The sequence below is a fragment of the Pseudoxanthomonas sp. SL93 genome (assembly GCF_026625825.1).
Taxonomy (GTDB): domain Bacteria; phylum Pseudomonadota; class Gammaproteobacteria; order Xanthomonadales; family Xanthomonadaceae; genus Pseudoxanthomonas_A.
Window position 1 is genome coordinate 3,339,370 of sequence record NZ_CP113065.1, and the last position, 19,785, is coordinate 3,359,154.

Annotated in this window: 16 protein-coding genes and 1 pseudogene; 11 read left to right on the forward strand and 6 right to left on the reverse strand. The window is 66.5% G+C overall.

The window, feature by feature from the left end:
• Positions 1–12: 12 nt before the first annotated feature.
• Positions 13–1,566 carry an alginate export family protein gene (locus OVA13_RS15645; RefSeq protein ID WP_267791381.1) on the reverse strand — a complete coding sequence of 518 codons (1,554 nt, stop codon included), beginning with the start codon at positions 1,564–1,566 and terminating at the stop codon, positions 13–15.
• Positions 1,567–1,756: 190 nt separating this feature from the next.
• Between OVA13_RS15645 and OVA13_RS15650 the strand changes: the two genes are divergently transcribed.
• Both OVA13_RS15650 and OVA13_RS15655 read left to right on the forward strand, forming a co-directional pair.
• On the forward strand, positions 1,757–2,650 hold the full coding sequence (locus OVA13_RS15650; protein ID WP_267791382.1) for a LysR family transcriptional regulator: 894 nt from the start codon (positions 1,757–1,759) through the stop codon (positions 2,648–2,650).
• Between the two features lie 247 nt (positions 2,651–2,897).
• Positions 2,898–4,697, forward strand: a complete 1,800-nt coding sequence (locus OVA13_RS15655) for an amidohydrolase (protein WP_267791383.1) — start codon at positions 2,898–2,900, stop codon at positions 4,695–4,697.
• An 87-nt stretch (positions 4,698–4,784) separates the two neighbouring features.
• Here the strand turns inward: OVA13_RS15655 and OVA13_RS15660 are convergent, their stop codons facing one another.
• Positions 4,785–5,693, reverse strand: coding sequence for a LysR family transcriptional regulator (locus OVA13_RS15660; protein ID WP_267791384.1), 909 nt, complete (start codon positions 5,691–5,693; stop codon positions 4,785–4,787).
• A 225-nt stretch (positions 5,694–5,918) separates the two neighbouring features.
• Here OVA13_RS15660 and OVA13_RS15665 point away from each other — a divergent pair, with 225 nt between their 5' ends.
• The 3 genes from OVA13_RS15665 to OVA13_RS15675 all read left to right on the forward strand — a co-directional run bounded on the left by OVA13_RS15665 (position 5,919) and on the right by OVA13_RS15675 (position 7,622).
• Entirely contained in the window at positions 5,919–6,950 is a 1,032-nt protein-coding gene (locus OVA13_RS15665) for a zinc-dependent alcohol dehydrogenase family protein (RefSeq protein WP_267791385.1), read from the forward strand.
• Between the two features lie 11 nt (positions 6,951–6,961).
• Complete coding sequence (locus OVA13_RS15670; RefSeq protein ID WP_267791386.1) at positions 6,962–7,261, forward strand: antibiotic biosynthesis monooxygenase family protein; 300 nt, start codon at positions 6,962–6,964, stop codon at positions 7,259–7,261.
• Positions 7,262–7,367: 106 nt separating this feature from the next.
• Positions 7,368–7,622 (forward strand): hypothetical protein, encoded by a 255-nt coding sequence (locus tag OVA13_RS15675; protein ID WP_267791387.1) that lies wholly within the window; start codon positions 7,368–7,370, stop codon positions 7,620–7,622.
• Between the two features lie 163 nt (positions 7,623–7,785).
• Here the strand turns inward: OVA13_RS15675 and OVA13_RS15680 are convergent, their stop codons facing one another.
• The 3 genes from OVA13_RS15680 to OVA13_RS15690 form a co-directional block, all read right to left on the reverse strand.
• The gene (locus OVA13_RS15680) at positions 7,786–9,168 is read right to left on the reverse strand and encodes an aldehyde dehydrogenase family protein (RefSeq protein WP_267791388.1); all 1,383 of its coding nucleotides are present in this window, start codon (positions 9,166–9,168) and stop codon (positions 7,786–7,788) included.
• Positions 9,169–9,273: 105 nt separating this feature from the next.
• The gene (locus tag OVA13_RS15685; RefSeq protein ID WP_267791389.1) at positions 9,274–10,929 is read right to left on the reverse strand and encodes an acetolactate synthase large subunit; all 1,656 of its coding nucleotides are present in this window, start codon (positions 10,927–10,929) and stop codon (positions 9,274–9,276) included.
• A gap of 339 nt (positions 10,930–11,268) precedes the next feature.
• A complete protein-coding gene (locus OVA13_RS15690) occupies positions 11,269–11,679 on the reverse strand; it encodes a RidA family protein (protein ID WP_267791390.1) in 411 nt (136 codons plus the stop codon).
• 135 nt (positions 11,680–11,814) lie between these two features.
• Here OVA13_RS15690 and OVA13_RS15695 point away from each other — a divergent pair, with 135 nt between their 5' ends.
• The 6 genes and pseudogenes from OVA13_RS15695 (at position 11,815) to OVA13_RS15720 (ending at position 18,768) form a co-directional block, all read left to right on the forward strand.
• Positions 11,815–12,738, forward strand: a complete 924-nt coding sequence (locus tag OVA13_RS15695) for a LysR family transcriptional regulator (RefSeq protein WP_267791391.1) — start codon at positions 11,815–11,817, stop codon at positions 12,736–12,738.
• A 155-nt stretch (positions 12,739–12,893) separates the two neighbouring features.
• A complete protein-coding gene (locus tag OVA13_RS15700; protein WP_267791392.1) occupies positions 12,894–13,661 on the forward strand; it encodes a histidine phosphatase family protein in 768 nt (255 codons plus the stop codon).
• A pseudogene (locus OVA13_RS15705) lies at positions 13,658–14,524 on the forward strand (NAD(P)H-hydrate dehydratase); the annotation flags it as partial. The gene OVA13_RS15700 and the pseudogene OVA13_RS15705, both read left to right, overlap by 4 nt.
• Positions 14,525–14,589: 65 nt before the next feature.
• The gene (locus OVA13_RS15710; protein WP_267791393.1) at positions 14,590–17,232 is read left to right on the forward strand and encodes an excinuclease ABC subunit UvrA; all 2,643 of its coding nucleotides are present in this window, start codon (positions 14,590–14,592) and stop codon (positions 17,230–17,232) included.
• 47 nt (positions 17,233–17,279) lie between these two features.
• Entirely contained in the window at positions 17,280–17,885 is a 606-nt protein-coding gene (locus tag OVA13_RS15715; protein ID WP_267791394.1) for a DNA-3-methyladenine glycosylase, read from the forward strand.
• A 661-nt stretch (positions 17,886–18,546) separates the two neighbouring features.
• Positions 18,547–18,768, forward strand: a complete 222-nt coding sequence (locus tag OVA13_RS15720) for a hypothetical protein (protein WP_267791395.1) — start codon at positions 18,547–18,549, stop codon at positions 18,766–18,768.
• 66 nt (positions 18,769–18,834) lie between these two features.
• On the opposite strand, the gene xth is transcribed toward OVA13_RS15720, so the two are convergent.
• The gene (gene xth / locus OVA13_RS15725) at positions 18,835–19,626 is read right to left on the reverse strand and encodes an exodeoxyribonuclease III (protein ID WP_267791396.1); all 792 of its coding nucleotides are present in this window, start codon (positions 19,624–19,626) and stop codon (positions 18,835–18,837) included.
• Positions 19,627–19,785: the final 159 nt, after the last annotated feature.

The window sequence follows — 19,785 nt, forward strand, 5'->3', positions numbered from 1 at the left end:
CGTCGATGGGCATCACCAGGCAAATTTCGTTTCCAGCCGCACGTAGTCGCTGTCGTGCGCGCCCGCGGCGCGCAGCGCCGCGCCCACGGTGTACCTGACCACTTCGATCGAGCTCGACAGTGCAGGGGTGAACCGGCGCTCCGCCCTCAGTTGTGCGTATGCCCCGGTCCAGGAGCCGCCCCGGCCAGCCATTCCCGCCACCGGGACGAAGGGGAGCGTGTAGACGGCATCGTTCGTGGTTTGGCGCCACAGTGCGCCGATGCCTGCCGTGAGCGTCGTATCCGCCCTCGGGATGATCGAGACCGAAGGCTTGAGGTGGATCAGGTTCGCGTATCCGGTATGTCCGCCCAGCGAGAAGTAGAAACCGTTCGGGAACAGCGGGTAGAGGGTCTCCGCACGGCCATCGTGGGCGTGGCGGTCGCCGGAGGCCACGTCGAACTGCAAGCCGATCCTGGGCGATCCGGGTGTCCCGATGGACGAATACCCGAGACGTGCACCCAGCGCCCACGCTGAGATGTCCGCGCGCCCCACCCTGCCGAACTGCCCCATCGCTTCCACGTCCCAATCGAAGGGCGCCCGCGTACCGACGAAGCGGACATCGACCACTTGCCTGTCCTCCTCACCGAAGGCCTCGAGGTACGCGGCCTGCTTTCGTTGATACAGCGCGTAATACCCGGTCAACTCCCCGTTGCCCCATGCCTGGCGCTCGAGACGGATGCCGGAAAACCGTACGTCGCCGCTCGAGGTATCGTCGAAATGCTCGCGATTCCTGTATTCGACCGGCTGGCTGACCATGGCATACACACGCCATCGTGCTGTCTCCCAGCCTGCCCAGACTGCGTCGAAGGATTGGCGCACGTTGGGCCCGTCGCGGGAGGACATGAACCGTTGCAGGTCGAACGCGATGTCCTGGCGTCCGACCCGCACTTTCAGGACGCCGCGCCCCAGAGGACGGGCGTAGCCGAGGAAGGCGAGCCTGAGGTCCAGCGCATTCGCATCGATGCTGCTGACGACCTTCTTGTCGAACGCCCTTACGTCCTCCACCTGTACGAACCCCTGCCAGCCGGCGCCGAGGCGAACGTCCGCATGGACCTGCGCGCGATGCAGCCCGTACGCGTCGCTGGGAATGGCGGCCACGGTACCCAGCGCAGGTGCGTCGCTGGATTCGAGGATCTCCCGCAACGTCAGCCCGAAAGAAAGATAGCGATCGGGATCGCTGTCGGAGAGGGAGATGTATTTCAGGCCGTCCAAGGCACGGGTGCGTTTGTCCGGCTCGGCCAGGGACGACCAGTCCTCCCGCCAACGATCCGCCTGGAGCACCGGTCGTCCCGCGTCCGTGGAGACCTGATCGTCGGCCATGGCGGCACGCGGCTCGAAGCATCCGGCCAGCGCCACGGCCGCAGACAGGAGCGTCCTGATGTTTCCCCGGCGCTGCATCTCGCGCCCATCCGGATATCGGCGACGCGGGCGGCTGCACCCCTTGACGCCCAACGCCATCACGCGTTCTGCCGCCGCTTCCATCATCGAACCTGACGGGCTGCTCAATCGATTCCAATCCCAGTTCAACCGGATGCATCCTGTGGCGAGGGGACATGGGGGGCGTGGCGAGCGCGTGGGGCCCGATCTGCGCCACGCACCTTGTCATTTCGCTGCCCGCACCGGTAGCGCCATTTTCCGTGCAGCTGTGTCCCGGGAACCGGAACGCCTGGGCGGACGGATTTATGTCAGGCTGTGTTGCGCAACGGGGAACGCCAAGATGGACATCGACGACCTGATGACGTTCGTGGAACTGGCCGAGGCAGGCAGCCTGTCAGCGGCGGCACGTCGGCTCGGTGTGGCCAAGTCGATCGTCAGCAGGCGGCTTGCGCGACTGGAGTCGGAGCTTGGCGTTCAACTCCTCGCACGTACCACGCGCGGCGCGGCGCTCACCGAAGCGGGCATCCTCTTCCGCGAGCATGCAGCCAGGGCCTATGCCGAGATCGACACCTTCCGCGAGATCCTGCAACCCGACGGCGACCTGCGTGGCCGGCTGCGCGTGGCCGCCCCCCTGTCGTTCGGCCCCACCCATTTCGCACCGGTATTCACGGAAATGGCGCGACGACACCCGCACCTCCATCTGCAGACCGTCTACAGCGATCGATTCGTCGATCTGATCGGGGAGGGCTTCGATTGCGCCATACGGGTCGGATATCTGCAGGATTCCAACCTGGTGGCACGTCGTGTCGGACCCATCTACGGAAAGCTGGTCGCCAGCCCCGCCTATATCGAGATGCACGGTGCGCCCGACAGCCCGGACGAGGTCCCCGACCATCCTGCCCTGATGCAGGGCACGGAGACGTGGCAGTTCATGGATGGCGAGCGGGTGGTCACGGTACGTCCGCAAGGACGTTTCAAGGCCGACAATGCCGTCGCGCTGGTCAACGCGGCCCTGGCGGGGCTGGGCATCGCATGGTTGCCCGACGGCCTGACGCAGGAACATGTGGCCTCCGGTGCCCTGGTACCCCTGATGACGCGCTACCCATTGCCGACGGCGGGCATCTACGTGATCCGTCCGCCCAGTCCGCACCCTTCCCGCAAGGTGCGCGTGCTGACCGAGTTGCTGATCGAGTGCTTTGAAGAGGCGCCTCCTCCCGCGAACTTCGGCCGCTAGGCGACAGGCCGTCGTTGCGGTGCGCTGGAAGTTGCGTCGCCATTGCTGACGGTATGGGGGCACTCGTGTCGCGGTGGAATGACGGACCGCCGCGCGATCCATCCATCCATGGACGACTGCACTCCCGCGCCAGCCCTTATCAAGCTCCCCTGGCAACGCTGAAGATCCTCTTCTACCCGAGTGACCCGTTCCGCCGCCGAAGACCCGGATCAGCGATCGCGCACCAAACCCCCCAAGGAGATACCCCGTGAAAGCCCGACTTGCCCTGATGGCCCTCGTGCTGTCCGGCATTACCAGCGGCCACGCCGCGGAAACAAGCGCCGGCGCCGACCTGATCGTCTACAACGCGAAAATCCATACCGGCACGAAGTCGCAGCCGGAAGCCTCCGCGCTTGCGGTGAAAGGAGGCCGCATCTATTCGGTAGGTTCCGACACGGACATCCTGGGCCTGAAGGGAGACAAGACGCGCGTGGTGGATGCGGGGCAGAGGCGCCTGATTCCCGGCATCCATGATGCGCACACCCATGTCCTCAACGAGAGGGGTTACAACTACGTCACGCGATGGGACGGCGTTCCCACCCTCAAGCGTGCGCTCGCCATGTTGAGCGAGCAGGCAAAACGTACCCCGGAGGGACACTGGGTGAAAGTGATCGGCGGGTGGGCGCCGTATCAGTTCGAGGAAAACCGGTTTCCTACCGTGGACGAGTTGCGCAAGGCCGTCCCAGACCGGCCGCTGATCGTGCAGTACGCCTATAACCGTGCTTTCCTGAACGATCTGGCGATGAAGGCCTTCGGCGTGGGAACCGAGAAGTTCCCGACGCCACCGGGTACCGAGTTCGAGAAGGACGCGAGCGGCAACTTTACCGGCGTCGTCCACGGCTTCACCTTCACCTTCATCCCGCTCGAATTCATGGTGCCCCAGCCTTCCTTCGAGGAACAGGTGAGCTCCATCACCAATGCCATCCATGACCTCAATCGCTTCGGCATCACCTCCATCGTCGATGCGGCCCCGTTGATCGGCTATCCCGCAGGGCATGCGCCGATACGGACGCTGATCGACGAGGAGCGCCTCAACGTGCGCTTCCCGTTCATCGATCTGCAGTTCGGCGACGAAAGCAGCGCCAGCCTGGTGGACGCGGAGATCAATGCGGTCACCCGGAAATCGCCGATCAGTGCGGGTCAGAACCTGCATCCCACGATGGCCCATGGTCATGAGTACGAGGGCGCCGGGGAACTGCTCCGGATGGAAGTGCACGATCACGAGAACTTCGACCGGCCGGCCGTCATCATCGATCCCGAGCTCATGCGGACGAAGATGGAGGAGGACATCGGCAAGCTGGTCCGCCATGGCATTCCGTTCCGCATGCATGTCAGCTACAACGAGAACATATCGCCGTTTCTCGATGCCATCGAGAGTGTCGATCGCAAGACGCCGCTGGATGGCCTGCGCTGGAGCATCGAGCATGCCGAAACGATCTCGCCGGAGAACATCGCCCGGGTCAAGAAACTCGGCGGGGGCATCGCCCTGGATACGAAGATGGCCTCCCACGGCGATGGATTCGTAGCGACCTACGGGCGGGAGAAGGCCTGGTATACGCCGCGACTGCGGACGCTGGTCGATAGCGGGGTTCCGCTGGCGATGACGACGGACGCCTTCCGTGCGTCCACCTTCAACCCCTGGATCGGCATCAGCTGGATGACCACGGGCAAGTCGGTATCGGGCTCGCGGATTCTGGCGCCCGACAATGTCCTGACCCGCGCGGAGGCCTTGGCGCTGTTCACGACCGGCGCCGCCTGGTTCGTCCAGCAGGAGGATGAGATGGGCAAGATCGCACCGGGCCACCTCGCCGATTTCGCCCTGCTCGACAAGGACTATTTCACGGTTCCCGAAGACCAGATCAAGACCATCTCCTCGGTGCTGACCGTCGTGGATGGCCGGGTGGTCTTCGGCGCGCAGGCGTTTGCCGGTCTCGCACCCACACTGCCGCCCACGTTGCCCGTCTGGTCGCCGGTGAAGTACTTCGGCGGCCACCATCCGGTCAAGTGAGTTCTCTGCGGCGGGGCCTGCGACGCGCGCGCCCCGCTTCCGGCTCGCTCTCCACGCGGAGGGCGAGTCTCCACCGTGGCCCCCACCTCAGATCGGCAGCCCGCGATCCCAATAGGGCTCGGGCCCGAACCGTTCGATCAGCCAGGCGGTGAAGGCGCGCACCTTCGGTGCCAGTTCGCGCGAGCTTGGATAGATCGCCCACAGCGTCTGTGTGGACACCAGCGGGAAGTCGCGAAGGACGGGCACCAGCGTCCCCGCGCGCAGCTCGTCGGCCGCACACCAGGTAGCCATCAGGGCGAGACCCAGTCCATCGGCTGCCGCGTCACGCACCGCGCCGCCATCGTTGATCCGCAGTGCGGGCGCTACCCGCTTAGCGAACACCTCGCCGGCGGCGTTCCGGAATGTCCACAGGTCGAGCGTGCCGACGACGAGGCACCTGTGCGCATCCAGTTCTTCCGGCGATCCAGGCGCGCCGTGGCGTTCGACATAACGTGGCGATGCCACCAGGACACGCCGGTCGGGTGCGATCCGCTTGGCGATGAACGACGAATCCTTCAGTTCCGCATATCGAACGGCCACATCGAAACCGCCCTCCACCAGGTCGACCAAGCTGTCGGAGATGCGCATGTCGAGCCTGAGATCGGGATAGCGGCCCGTGAACTCGGACAATCCCGGCACGATGTGCATCCGCGCGAACGACGCCGGTGCGGCAATCCTGAGCACGCCGCTCGGCGTCGCTTGCTCACGGCCCAGCGCGCCCCGGGCGATGTCGGCGGCCTCCAGCAGATGTTCGGCATGGGGCAGGAATGCGCGGCCATCCTCCGTCAGGGTGGCCGACCGCGTCGTGCGATGGATGAGCCGCGCGCCGAGTCCCTTTTCAAATGCGGCCAGACGAGCGCTCGCCGCTGCCGGCGTGATACCCAGGTCCCGCGCCGCGGCACTGATGTTGGCCATTCGCGCGATCCGCACGAACAGGGTCAAATCGCTGAAATCCATCACGCCCACCTCGTTCGGGCCAGCACGCATGATCGCTGAAGATCCACCGCCGCGTCACGCACGACCGCGAGTCGCGCCACCCAAGGCCTGAAACAGACCGGCCCGCCATTTTCAATCCGTGTTTGAAGCAGCTTCATGCGGCGCGTGGCTACTGCCCGGGATATCGGCTCCCACTATATCTGGCACCACACGGCCCGACCCGGGCCATTCCCACAACGAGGAAAAATGAAGATGAAACACTCGATGAAAGCCATGGTGCTAAGCCGCTTCGGTGGCGCCGATGCGTTCGAAATGCGCGATGTCCAAGTACCGGACGTTGGTCCCCGCCAGGTGCGCGTGCGCATCCATGCGACGGCCGTCAATCCGCTCGACTATCAGATCCGGCGCGGCGACTACGTCGATCACGTTCCGCTTCCTGCGATCATCGGTCACGATGTCTCCGGCGTGATCGAAGAAGTCGGCTCGCATGTGACCGAGTTCGCCGTGGGCGACGAGGTGTACTACACCCCCAGGATCTTCGGCGGCGCCGGTTCCTACGCCGAGCAGCATGTTGCCGACGTGGAGCTGGTCGGCCTCAAGCCCAGGAACCTCACCCACCTGGAAGCGGCCAGCCTGACGCTCGCTGGCGGAACGGTGTGGGAAGCGTTCGTGACGCGCGCGCAGCTCGCCGTGGGCGAGACGATCCTGATCCACGGCGGTGCGGGTGGCGTCGGCAGCCTTGCAATCCAGGTCGCGAAGGCCATCGGCGCACGGGTCATCACGACCGCACGCGCCACTGATCACGCGTTCGTGCGTTCGCTCGGCGCGGACGAGGCAATCGACTTCATGACCGACGACTACGTGGAAGCCGTCGCCACGATCACCCGGGGACGTGGCGTCAACGTCGTCTTCGACACGATCGGCGGCGATACGCTGGCCAGGAGCCCGCTGGTGCTCGCCGACGCCGGGCGCGTCGTCAGCCTTGTGGACATCGCGCAGCCGCAGAACCTCATCGAAGCCTGGGGCCGGAATGCCAGCTACCATTTCGTCTTCACCCGCCAGAATCGCGGGAAGCTTGACGCGCTGACGGCACTGGTCGAACGCGGCCAGGTGAAGCCGGTCGTCGGCGCGGTCCTGCCGCTTGCGCGCATCGGCGAGGCGCATGCGTTGCTGGAGAACCCGGGCCCCTACGCGCTGCGCGGCAAGGTCGCCATCGATGTAGTGGGGCAGACGGTCTCACTGCCGGCCGGCTCGACGCCGTCCGCCACGGTTGCTTGAGGACGCCCACCATGGTGACCGAACTGGCCCTCCTGAGTATCCGGCCCGGTGAACAAGCATCCTTCGAGGTCGCGTTCGCACGCGTCAGCGGACTCCTCGCGGCGGCAGACGGTCATGACACGCACCGTCTCGTGCCGTCCCTGGACCAAGCGGACCTCTATGTGCTTGAAGTCCAATGGCGGGATCTCGCGGCGCACGTGGACATGTTCGAACCCAGCGACGCGCATGCGCGGTTCATGGCGGCACTGGAGCCGTTCTTCGCTACCGAACCTCGTGTGATCCACGTGCCCGCACGCAGTGCGGACGACTGACACGACGGCCGTGATTCACGGCCGATGTCGCCAACCCGTCAAGCCTGGGCGCGATCTTTTCCCTTTCTCTCCTGCTCATCATCTTCCAAACAAGGAACCAACTCCCATGAAATCCACTGTCACCACCTTCGTCTTCTTCCTGCTTGCAGCCACTTCCTCGGCGACGTTCGCCCGCGAGCCGGTTGCCGAGCCTCAGCGCACCCGCACCGAAGCCACGGCGGAACGCAGCAGTGCGGCGCCCGAAACGGCGTCGACACCCTCGACGCGCCCGTCTTCGTCGGTGGATACCCGCAAGCAGAAGCGCTGCCGCCATTATCACAAGACCGTCGTCATCGCCTGCCGGAAGCCCACGTCGCGCTGATCTCTGCGATGTAGTGCTCGAACCGCGATGTGGATACGGAGGTTGCGGTCTGGGTGCGCTATTCGCGTACCCTCGCCGGCACGCTTCAGCCTCCGGCCGGATCTCAAGTCTGCTTCTGGCCGAAACCGGATATCAGCCGCCAATATCCCGTATCCCTGGATACTCAGCTCTTGCGCATGAGGATCATCTTTTCCTGCGTCATGTCGCGCATGGTGTAGGGAATGCCCCCGGTTCCGTATCCGGATTCCCGGCGACCCGCGAACGGCATCCAGTCGGTGCGGAAGGCCGTAGGGTCGTTGATCATCACCGCGGAGGCATCGAGACGATTGGCCGCGCGAAGCGCGATGTCGATGTCCTGCGCGAAGATGCTGGCCTGGAAGGCGGTGGGCAGGGCATTGGCGCGTGCGATCGCGTCGTCAAGATCGTCGTAGCGATAGACCGCGACTACCGGGCCGAAAATCTCCTGCACGGATACCCGTGCATCACCGGGGGGATCGAGCAGCACCGTCGGCTGCAGCGTCGTCTCGGAGAGGCGCCTGCCGCCTGTGGCGAGCCTGGCGCCTCCCTTGACCGCTTCGTCGATCCATTCCGCGACCCGGTCCGCCTCGCGCGGCAGGATCAGCGGACCCACCTCGGTGTCCTTCAGCGTGGGATCGCCGGTACGCAGTCTTTCGACGCGTGCGATGAGTCGGTGCGTGAAGTCGTCGGCGATGTGGTCGTGGACGTAGATGCGCTGCGTCGATACGCAGACCTGGCCGGCATGGTAATACCCGCCCTTCACGATCGGCTCGATGATCCTGTCGAGGTCGGCGCTGCGGTCGACGATGGCAGGCGCAACGCCGCCATGCTCCAGGGCCGAGCGCGCACCATGGGCGAGCTTGGCATGCAATGACCAGCCGACCCTCGCCGAGCCGATGAAACTCAGGAAGGCGATCCGCGTGTCGGTCGCCAGCTTTTCGGCCAGCTCGTTGCCTTCCGGCACAAAGCTCTGGCACCAGGGCTCGGGCAGGCCGGCCTCATGGGCCAGCGCGACGAACTCGAGGCAGGACAGTGGCGTCGTGCTCGCGGGCTTGATGATGACCGGGCAGCCGACCGCGATGGCGGGGGCCACCTGGTGGACGATCAGGTTCAACGGATGATTGAACGCCGAGATGGCCGCCACGATGCCGATGGGCTCTTTCGTGGTGAACGCCCAACGGTTCTCCGCCGCCACTGACAGCCCCATCGGTATTTCGCGGCCTGCGAAGTTGCGCAGTTCGTCGGCGGCATTGTGGACGCCGTCGATGGCGCGCGTGGTCTCCACGATGGCGTCGGGCAGCGGCTTGCCACCCTCGCGCGCGATCTGCATCGCGAGATGGTCGCGCCTGTCCTCCATCAGGGCGGCGAGCCTGCGCAGGATCGCAATGCGCTGGTGCGGCTTGAGCCAACCGTCACGATCCTTGAACGCGCGTTCGGCGGCCTGCAGCTTGCGCTCCAGCGCCGCCGCATCGTCGGTGTCCACTTCCGCGATCGGAGAACGATCGAAGGCCTGCACGACTTTCAGCATGGTGGGTTTCCTTGCACTTCGGGTATCACCGGGAGGAGCAGCGCGCCGCTCGCTGCTTGTTCCCGGGGCGGCCAGGCATGAGCTGTCGCATCACTGTGGGAGCCCTCACGCACACTCCAGCCCTGGCGATTGACGGCGCAGTTCATCGACCAGCACGCGCGTGTTCTCGGAATAATCGATAGGCACGTCGACCAGATGCACGCCGCCGCCAGCGAAGGCGGCTTCGAGCGTCGGCACGAGCTCCTCCACCGCAGTCACCCGCGATCCCTTTGCGCCGTAGGCCTGGGCATAGCGCACGAAGTCGGGGTTGCCGAAGCTCATGCCGAAATCCGGGAAGCCATCCACCGCCTGCTTCCAGCGGATCATGCCGTAGGCGCTGTCGTTCAGGATGACCACGACCAGGTTCAGGCCCAGTCGCACGGCGGTTTCCATTTCCTGGGAGTTCATCATGAAGCCGCCGTCGCCGCAGACCGCCATCACGCGACGCTGCGGATGAAGCATGGCCGCCATCATCGCCGAAGGCAGGCCGGCGCCCATCGTGGCGAGTGCATTGTCCAGCAGCAGCGTATTGGCGACGCGCGTGCGGTAGTTGCGGGCGAACCAGATCTTGTACATGCCATTGTCGAGGCAGACGATGCCGTCGTCCGGCATGACCGTGCGCACATCGTGGACGAGGCGCTGGGGCGTGACCGGGAAGCGGTCCTCCTCTGCGCGGTCGTTGAGGCGGGCAAGGATCTTCTGGCGCAGGTCGATCATTCCTTCATCGGGAGAGAGTCGACCTTCCAACCGCATGGCGAGCGATTCCACGGACGCGCCGATATCGCCGATCACTTCGATGTCCGGGTGGTAGACCTGTTCGACCGTGGCGGACTGGTAGCCGACGTGGATGACTTTCGGTCCGCCGGCTTCCTTCATCAGGAAGGGCGGCTTCTCGACCGTGTCATGGCCAATGGCGATGATCAGGTCGGCGCGCGCGACGGCTTCGTGGACGTAATCGCCCTCCGAGAGCGCGGCGGTCCCCATGTAGAGGTTGGAGCCGCCGGTGACGGCGCCCTTGCCCATCTGCGTATTGAAGAACGGCAGTCGGGTGCGTGCCACGAAAGTCGACAGCGCGTCGGTCAGCCACGGTCGGCTCCCGGCCGCGCCGATCATCACCAGCGGCCGCTTGGCGGCGAGGATGGTCTCCGTGGCCCGGTCCAGCGCGGCAGGAGGGGCGATGGCGCGCTCGAGTGGATGGACTGGAATGACCGGCGCATGCTCGACTTCCTCTGCCGCGACGTCTTCAGGCAGCTCGAGATGCACGGGCCCGGGACGCTCCTCCATCGCAACGCGGAACGCATCACGCACCGTCGTCGGGATGGCCGCCGCGCTGACGATCTGGCGGGACATCTTGGTCAGTGGCCTCATGGACGCCACGATATCGACGATCTGGAAGCGCGCCTGCTTGGCGCTCATCACCGCTTTCTGGCCGGTGATCAGGATCATCGGCATGGCGCCGAGATGGGCATAGGCTGCCCCGGTCGAGAAATTCAGCGCGCCGGGACCCAGCGTGGCGAGACACACGCCGGGCCTGCCCGTCAGCCGTCCGTGCGTCGCTGCCATGAAGGCGGCGGCCTGTTCGTGGCGTGTCAGGACGAGCTGGATGCGCGACGTCCGCAGCGATTCCAGGAAATCCAGGTTCTCCTCGCCAGGTACACCGAAGATACGGTCCACGCCCTCGTTCTCGAGTGCGTCAACCAGTAAGGCAGAGCCCTTGCGCATGGTCCGGATCCTAGTGGCAGTGAATCGGGCAGAACAACGGGACGAAGGTCGTGCGCGGCGAGTCTAGCAAGCGATACGTTAACGTCGCGGCGCGCGCGGAGGTGTTCCCTGATCCGCACCGCGGTGGCAGCGCACGCCCCCTTCGAATGGCGGACCGCCACGGCTTCGCTGCGATCGCTGGTCACGCCGCGTCGAGCGTGGACGACGGCGCGGGCGAGGATCTCGAGACGTGACCCTCGCACCGGCGGCGCATGCCGCCGGTGGAGAAGGGAATGACCACGACCCTCCGGTAGGCGATGGACGGTCGACCATGCCGCCTACGCCCGGCATGCCCGCGCATCAGATGGCCGGCGATGCCGCCTGCGGCAGTCGCGCGATCACCTTGATCTCGAAGTCGAACCCCGCCAGCCAGTTCACGCCGATCGCCGTCCAGTTCGGATAGGGCGCCGCCGGGAAGACCTCGTTCTTGACGGCCAGGACGGTGTCGAACTGCTGCTCGGGGTCGGTATGGAACGTCGTCACGTCGACGATATCGTCAAGCCCGCAGCCTCCTGCCTTCAGGGTGGCCTCGAGATTGGCGAATGCCAGGCGCACCTGCGCCTCGAAGTCCGGTTCGGGCGAACCATCGGTGCGGCTGCCGACCTGGCCGGACACGAACAGCAGGTCGCCTGACCGGATCGCGGCGGAATAGCGGTGCGTGGCGTACAGGTCGTGCCGACCGGCGGGGAAAACGGCATCACGCTTAACCATGGGGAATCTCCTTGCATTGCCGGCGGCGCCGGCCCAGGGCGACCACTCTAGGCAGCGATGCCCCCGGGATAAACACGCCAATCGCGGGATTACTGTTTGTAGAATCCAAACAATCCCCCACCTTCCGGATCCGCCATGGACCGCATCGATGCCATGCAGGCGTTCGCCCGCGTCGTGGAAACCGGCAGCTTCACCAAGGCCGCCGACACGCTGCAGGCCAGCAAGACGCGCGTGACGCAGCTGGTGCAGCAGCTGGAAACGCATTTGCGGGTGAAGCTGCTCCATCGCACCACGCGCAAGGTCAGCGTCACCGCCGACGGCGCGGCCTACTACGAGCGCGTCGTGCGCCTGCTGGCCGACCTGGACGATGCCGAGACCAGCCTGTCCGCCGCGTCGGCTTCGCCACGCGGGCGGTTGCGGGTGGATGTGCCGGCGCCGCTGGCCAGTCTGATCGTGGTGCCCGCGCTACCGACCTTCCACGCACGCTATCCCGACATCCAGCTCGACCTCGGCGCCAGCGACCGCAAGGTGGACCTGATCGACGAGAACGTGGACTGCGTGGTGCGGGGCGGCGAACTCACCGAATCTTCGCTGCGTGCCCGCCACGTGGCGGACCTCGCGCTGGGCGTGTATGCCGCGCCCGCCTACCTGGGCCGCGCCGGCACGCCCGCGCATCCGCAGGCACTGGAGGACAGCCACCACCGCATCATCGGCTATCGCGGCTCGCGCACCGGCGCGCCGCTGGCGTACGCGATGCGGCGTGGCGACGAACAGGTCCGCGTGCAGGGCCGGCACGTGCTGTCGGTGGACGATGGCAATGCCTATCTGGCCGCAGGCGTGGCCGGCCTGGGCGTGCTGTGGCTTCCGCACTACATGGCACGCATTCCACTCGCGCGCGGCGAGCTGGTGCCGCTGTTCGAAGACTGGCAGCTCGATGCGATGCCGCTGTACGTTGCGTTCCCGCCCAGCCGGCATGTGAGCCGCAAGCTGCGCGTGTTCATCGACTGGATCGTCGAACTGATGGCGCAGCATGCGCCGGCCATCCAGCCGCCGGCCTGATCCGCTCCGCCTGCTTTTCCATGACCGCCGGTCGTGCATGCGTGCAACCGGATGCGGGTTGGCGATGATCCATTCCGCGCGCAGCCAAGGATCTCTTCAAGGCTTTCACACCGCTCCCGCTAGGCTGGGCCTTCCCCCAGCATCAGGGAAGCGCAGTGCCGAAGCTCCAGCACACGGATTGGCCCGCCCGCCTCTGGGTGATCCGCCACGGGCAGAGTGCCGGCAACGTCGCGCGCGATGCGGCCGAACTCGCCGGCGCCACGCTGATCGATCTCGCCCATCGCGATGCCGATACACCGCTCTCCGAACTGGGTGAACGGCAGTCGCAGGCGCTGGCCGCGTGGTTCGACGCGCTGCCGGCCGACGAGCGTCCCACCCACCTGATGAGTTCGCCCTTCGTGCGGTCGTACCAGACGTGTGCGGCGATCGCGACGCGCCTGCGCATCGATGCCGATGAGATCTCGCTGGATGAGCGCCTGCGCGAGAAGGAGTTCGGCATCCTGGACCGCTACACCAGCCAGGGCATCCGGGCGACTTTCCCGGAACTGGCGGAGCAACGCGCACTGGTAGGCAAGTTCTATTTCCGTCCGCCGGGCGGCGAAAGCTGGTGCGACGTGATCCTGCGCCTGCGCAGCGTGGTGGAAGTGCTCAGGCGCGACCATGTCGGCGACCGTGTCGTGATCGTGGCGCACCAGGTCATCGTCAACTGCTTCCGCTACCTGCTCGAATGCATGGACGAGAAGGCCATCCTGGAGATCGACAGGCTGGCGGATGTTCCCAACTGCTCGATCACCGAATACGGCTTCGTGCAGGGAAACGAAGGCGAGCGCTTCGCCCTGCGGCGGGCAAACTACGTGCCTCCGGAACTGGAAGACCACGCCACCGTCACCGTCGCGGCAGACGCACCCGCAGGCCCGAAATGAAGCGTGTCCACGCACCGGTGCCCGTGGATGCCAGGCTGCTGCGTGCCTGGCCACTTCCCGCGCCCGACGCCATCCGCAGCAAGGAAGATCGTGGCCGCGTGCTGGTGGTTGCCGGCTCGCCGGACGTACCGGGTGCCGCGTTGCTGGCCGGCGAAGCGGCATTGCGTGCCGGCGCGGGCAAGCTGCAGATCGGCACACCGGCCAGCGTGGCAGCGGGCTTGGCACTTGCCGTTCCGGAGGCGAAGGTAACGCCGCTGTCCACGACGGGCAGCGGCGGTTGCCGCTCGTCGCCGGCGCTCGAGCAGGCATGCGCCGCCGCCGACGCGGTCCTGATCGGCGCCGGCATGGACGACACGCCAACCCTGCGCAACCTGGTCGCCCGCTTGTCCCGGCATGCCGCGGGCGTGGTGGTCGCCGATGCAGGTGCCATCGCCGCATTCCAGCACGTGCATGGATTCCGGTCTGCCCCGGTCATCACGCCGCATGCCGGCGAGATGGCGTCCTTGCTGGACACGCCGATCGAAGACGTGCACGCGCGGCCAGCGGAACTGGCACGGGAATTCGCGGCGCGTGCGCGGGTGATCGTCGTGCTGAAGGCACCGGAGACGCTGATCGCCGCTCCGGATGGACGCCTGTGGCGGCACACCGGGGGCGGACCCGGACTGGGAACATCGGGTTCGGGTGACGTCCTCGCCGGCATCATCACCGGGCTGGCCGCCCGGGGCGCGAGCGCGGAACAGGCCGCCGTCTGGGGGGTGTACCTGCATGCCCGTGCCGGTGAGGCGCTTGCCAGCGCGCAGGGCAGCCTTGGTTTCCTGGCGCGCGAACTGCCAGCGCAGGTGCCGCGTCTGCTGGAAGCACTCGGTCCATCGCCATCGAAAGCGGTACGGAGCGGCAAGCCACGCCGCACGCGGACAGGGGCCGCGGCATGACTGCGCGCAAGCGAGCAGGCCGTCGCCCGCCTGACAGCTTCGTCCGTGTCAGGGGCGCGCGCGAACACAACCTCAAGGACATCGATGTCGATGTGCCGCGCGATGCGCTGGTCGTGTTCTCCGGCATTTCGGGGTCCGGCAAATCATCGCTTGCCTTCGGCACCCTCTACGCGGAAGCGCAGCGTCGCTATCTGGAATCGGTGTCGCCGTATGCGCGCCGCCTGATCGACCAGGCCGGCGTGCCGGACGTGGACAGCATCGAGGGACTTCCGCCCGCGGTAGCGCTGCAGCAGCAACGCGGCACTCCCAACGTGCGTTCCACGGTGGGCAGTGTCACCACGATTTCCAGTTCGCTGAGGATGCTGTACTCCCGCGCGGGCACCTATCCCGCCAACCAGCCGATGCTGTACGCGGAGGACTTCTCTCCCAATACGCCGCAGGGTGCCTGCCCGCATTGCCATGGCCTGGGCCACGTCTACGATGTCACCGAGAAACTGATGGTGCCCGACCCCTCGTTGAGCATCCGCGAGCGTGCGATCGCAGCGTGGCCGCCCGCCTGGCATGGCCAGAACCTGCGCGACATCCTGGTCACCCTGGGCTACGACGTCGACGCGCCCTGGCGGACGCTTCCTCGCAAGGATCGCAACTGGATCCTGTTCACCGACGAACAGCCCACCGTGCCGGTCTATCCCGGCTTCACGCCGGCGGAGACGCGCACCGCCCTGCGTCGCAAGACCGAGCCCAGCTACATGGGCACCTTCATCGGCGCGCGGAAGTACGTGCTGCACACCTTCGCCACCACGCAGAGCGCGCAGATGAAAAAGCGCGTGGCACGCTTCATGACCGGTGCCCCCTGTCCCGTGTGCAAGGGGCGGCGGATCAAGCGCGAAGCCTTGTCGGTGACCTTCGCCGGCATGGACATCGGAACGCTCTCCCAGTTGTCACTGGACCGCATCGCCCAGACGCTGGCGCCCGCGGCGCTGGGGAAATTTTCCCGACCCGCCGGCACCGGTACGCGGAGCAAGGCAGCCAGCCGGCACGATACCGCCCAGCGCGTGGCCAAAGGCGGCCTGGCCCACGCCGGCAGCACGGATGTACGCCGCACGCCGGACTTGTCCGAAGAGAAGCGCATCGCGGCGGCACGCATTGCACAGGACCTGACCAGGCGGATCGCCGCATTGCAGGCCCTGGGCCTCGGCTACCTGTCGCTGGATCGCACCACGCCCACCTTGTCCGCCGGCGAACTGCAGAGACTGCGGCTGGCGACCCAGATCCGCTCGCAGCTCTTCGGCGTGGTTTACGTGCTGGACGAACCCACCGCCGGCCTGCATCCGGCGGATGCCGATGCACTCCATGAGTCCCTCGACCAGTTGAAGGCGGCCGGCAATACGCTGTTCGTGGTCGAACACGACCTGGACATGCTGCGTCGCGCGGACTGGCTGGTCGACGTGGGGCCGGGCGCGGGACAACATGGGGGACGCGTGCTCTACAGCGGCCCGCCGGCCGGCTTGCAGCAGGTGGCCGAGTCCCATACCCGACGCTACCTGTTCCCCACCGGTGCGGTGACGCCGCGCACCCGCCGCGAAGCTTCGGGATGGTTGGGGCTTGCGGAGGTCCATCGCAACAACCTGCATGGCATCCACGTCCGTTTTCCGCTGGGCGCCTTGACCGCAGTGACGGGCATCTCGGGCTCCGGCAAGTCGAGCCTGGTGAGCCAGGCGTTGGTCGAACTGGTGAGTGACCATCTGGGCCATGAACCCGTTGCCGAAGACCATGACATCGAACTGCGGCAGCCCCCGGAATCCGCCCGCGCGTCCGGCAGGCTGGTGGAGGGCGCGGCGGCGATCGATCGCCTGGTGAACGTGGACCAGAAACCCATCGGCCGTACACCACGTTCCAACCTGGCCACGTACACGGGCCTGTTCGATCACGTCCGCCGGTTGTTTGCGGCCACTCCCGCGGCCAGGGCCAGGAAGTTCGGTGCCGGCCGCTTCTCTTTCAATGTGGCGCAGGGACGGTGCCCGACGTGCGAGGGCGAAGGCTCCGTGCATGTCGAGCTGCTCTTCATGCCCAGCGTGTACGCGCCGTGTCCTACCTGCCATGGCAGCCGCTTTAACGAGAAGACGCTCCAGGTGCGTTGGCGCGGGAAGGACATCGCGCAGGTACTGGCGATGACCGTCGACGAGGCATCGGCGCTGTTCCGGGAGGAAGCGTCGGTCTGGCGACCGCTGCACCTGCTGCAGGACATCGGGCTTGGCTATCTGCGGCTCGGCCAGCCGGCAACCGAGCTCTCCGGCGGCGAGGCCCAGCGCATCAAGCTCGCCAGCGAACTCCAGCGGGCCCAACGCGGCCACACGCTGTACGTGCTGGACGAGCCCACCACGGGCCTGCACCCCGCCGACACGGACAAGTTGATGACGCAGTTGCACAGCCTGGTCGACGCCGGCAACACCGTCATCCTGGTGGAGCACGACATGCGCGTGGTCGCCCACAGCGACTGGGTGATCGATGTCGGGCCCGGGGCGGGCGAACAAGGTGGGCGGATCGTGGCGGAAGGCACGCCCGAAAAGGTTTCGCGTTCGAAAGGCCCCACGTCGCGCTACCTGGCCGATGCCCTGCGCGGAAGCCGGGCCGCTTGAAGCTTCGTCCCGTCCGATCTGTTCCACCTCGGCTCTGATCGCACCCTATGCATGACGCCTGCACGCCGTTGCCGCGCGATTTCTACCGCCGTCACCCGACCGCGGTGGCGCCCGAACTGTTGAACAAGATCCTGCTGCGGGACGACGGCCGTGCGGGCCGGATCGTCGAGGTGGAAGCCTACGCGGGCAGCGAGGATCCGGCGGCGCACTCGTTCCGCGGCCGGACGCCGCGCAATGCGACCATGTTCGGTGAACCCGGGCACCTCTATGTCTATTTCACCTACGGAATGCACTGGGGTTCCAATGCAGTGTGCGGCGATGAAGGTGAAGGCGCCGGTGTTCTCCTGCGGGCGCTGGAACCACTGCATGGCCTGGATGCCATGCGCCAGCTGCGGGGCGCCGGCAAACGGGATACGGACCTCTGCAGCGGCCCGGGCAAGTTGTCGCAGGCGATGGGCATCACCCGCGCGCTTGATGGGGCCGACCTGACGACAGGCGACCGGGGCATCCGGATCGTGTCCGACGGCACCCCGCCTCCACGGGATGTCGTCGTCGGTCCACGGATAGGCATCAGCCGCGCGCAGGACTTTCCCTGGCGCTGGCATCTGCAGGGACATCCGCACGTGTCGGTCAAGCCGCGGCGAAGCGGCTGACGAATCGTGGCCGCGATCGCCGTTGCGCGCACGCTGTCGCCGATCCATGCACGTCGAAACGGATGCTGGCGTTCAATGCGGGGTCGACCGTCGGGGCGCAGGTGGCTGCGCAGCGTCCGTGCCAACGGTCGGCCATTCCGACCCGGGGTTTCTCGTGCGGTGTGGCGTACGGAGGACGGCCGGCCTTGCACCGGATGCGGCAGGCGACGGTCCTGATCCGGTGATCGGGGATACGTGTCCGTTCGCCCAGCGGGCAGCCCACCCCGCCGCACGCCGGAAACTTGCGGCGGCGGCAGCCGGATCGCGTGAAGCTGTTTCACCTGCAGTGAGGAAGACGACCCAGCCTTGCCGCTGCGGTGATATGCGCAACACTTCCCTCTCGTCGTGATACATCACGACCTGCGTGTCGTCTACAGCGTGCCAACGACACCCCGGGGGCAATTGCTGCAGTACAAGTACATCGATGGCCATGCGCCACCTCCTTGCGCCATGGCAGTTCAACGCCTGCCAGGCTGATGGTCCTGCTTGTACACCCGCGTGCGCCACAGCCCGTGACGAAACAATCACCGGGCGTGCACGCCACGCGCACGGCGTGTTCACCGGCTGGGGCGCACGGTGCAACGACGCGAGGCGTCCGGCTTCGCGGTACCCGGAGTAAGTGATGAGCCAGATCAGGAATCAGAGCGGCCAGACCGGCCAGGGTGGCCAGGGCCAGCGCGACAAGGGTGGCCAGGAGCAGGGCCCAGGCAAGAGCGGCCAGGGCCAGCGTGATGGCGGAACCAAGGACCAGAGCGGCCAGGGACAGCAGGGCAAGGAGCAGCATGAGAGCGGTGGTGGCCAGCGGCGCGGTGGCCAGGGTGGCGGCGACAGCGGCGAGGAGTAAGCCTTCGGCTGCATCGTCGAAGGGAAACACCGGGGGCGCAACGCGCTCCCGGCATGCTTGCGGCAGTCAGGGCGCTCTTACGCTTGCCCAGGTCGGCGCATGGTCACTGGCCTTCTCCTGCAGCCGTACCCAGCGATCCACCCCCGCGCCTTTCAGGCCCTTTGCCAGCACCGGGTTGAGCAGGACGTGGTCGATCCGAAGTCCGCGGTCACGCTCGGCGTGTTGCCGGAAATAATCCCAGAACGTGTACACCGGCTCCGCGCCGAAGACCGTCCGCAGCGCGTCGGTCCATCCTTGGCCAAGAAGCGTTTCGTACGCCCGGCGCACCTCCGGCTGCATCAACGCGTCTTTCTTCCACGCTTTGGCGTCGTAGACATCCTTGTCGGTCGGGATGACGTTGAAGTCTCCCAGGATGGCAACGGGGTGCGGCAGGTCGACCAGCCCTTGCGCATGCCGCGCCAGTCGCGCCATCCATTGCAGCTTGTAGTCGAACTTGGGGCCCGGCTGCGGATTGCCGTTGGGCAGGTAGATGCCGGCGACCAGCACGCCGTGAATCGCGGCCTCGAGATATCTGCTCTGGCGATCCCTGGGGTCACCGGGCAACCCGCGACGCGACTCCACCGGCACCATCCCGCGCCCCAGCAGGGCCACGCCGTTCCAGGAACGCTCGCCTTGCCAGAGGGCCCCGTATCCGGCTTTCTCCAGTGCGTCGACGGGAAAGGCGTCGTCGACGGCCTTGAGCTCCTGCAAGGCCACGATGTCGGGCTTTTCCCTCGCAAGCCATGCCAGCAGATGCGGCAGCCTGGCGCCGATGCCATTGAGGTTGAAGGTTGCGAGCTTGAGGGTGGTGCGTGCCATGCTGGGCTTTCCCGGAAATGCGCAGCGGGCGCCCACCGACCATAAGCGCGGTGGAATCGGCAGGGTGTGAAATGCAGAAAGAGCGATACGGGACCGGAAGGCGTTCCTCTGGCGGAGTCGCGCCATGCAAGGCGCGTCGCGTTGTCCCGGACGCCTGTT

Coding starts and splice junctions, on each gene's coding strand:
- OVA13_RS15650 (WP_267791382.1), top strand. CDS start 1,757: ATGGACATCGACGACCTGATGACGTTCGTGGAACTGGCCGAGGCAGGC.
- OVA13_RS15660 (WP_267791384.1), bottom strand. CDS start 5,693: ATGGATTTCAGCGATTTGACCCTGTTCGTGCGGATCGCGCGAATGGCC.
- OVA13_RS15665 (WP_267791385.1), top strand. CDS start 5,919: ATGAAGATGAAACACTCGATGAAAGCCATGGTGCTAAGCCGCTTCGGT.
- OVA13_RS15670 (WP_267791386.1), top strand. CDS start 6,962: ATGGTGACCGAACTGGCCCTCCTGAGTATCCGGCCCGGTGAACAAGCA.
- OVA13_RS15675 (WP_267791387.1), top strand. CDS start 7,368: ATGAAATCCACTGTCACCACCTTCGTCTTCTTCCTGCTTGCAGCCACT.
- OVA13_RS15680 (WP_267791388.1), bottom strand. CDS start 9,168: ATGCTGAAAGTCGTGCAGGCCTTCGATCGTTCTCCGATCGCGGAAGTG.
- OVA13_RS15685 (WP_267791389.1), bottom strand. CDS start 10,929: ATGCGCAAGGGCTCTGCCTTACTGGTTGACGCACTCGAGAACGAGGGC.
- OVA13_RS15690 (WP_267791390.1), bottom strand. CDS start 11,679: ATGGTTAAGCGTGATGCCGTTTTCCCCGCCGGTCGGCACGACCTGTAC.
- OVA13_RS15695 (WP_267791391.1), top strand. CDS start 11,815: ATGGACCGCATCGATGCCATGCAGGCGTTCGCCCGCGTCGTGGAAACC.
- OVA13_RS15710 (WP_267791393.1), top strand. CDS start 14,590: ATGACTGCGCGCAAGCGAGCAGGCCGTCGCCCGCCTGACAGCTTCGTC.
- OVA13_RS15715 (WP_267791394.1), top strand. CDS start 17,280: ATGCATGACGCCTGCACGCCGTTGCCGCGCGATTTCTACCGCCGTCAC.
- OVA13_RS15720 (WP_267791395.1), top strand. CDS start 18,547: ATGAGCCAGATCAGGAATCAGAGCGGCCAGACCGGCCAGGGTGGCCAG.
- xth (WP_267791396.1), bottom strand. CDS start 19,626: ATGGCACGCACCACCCTCAAGCTCGCAACCTTCAACCTCAATGGCATC.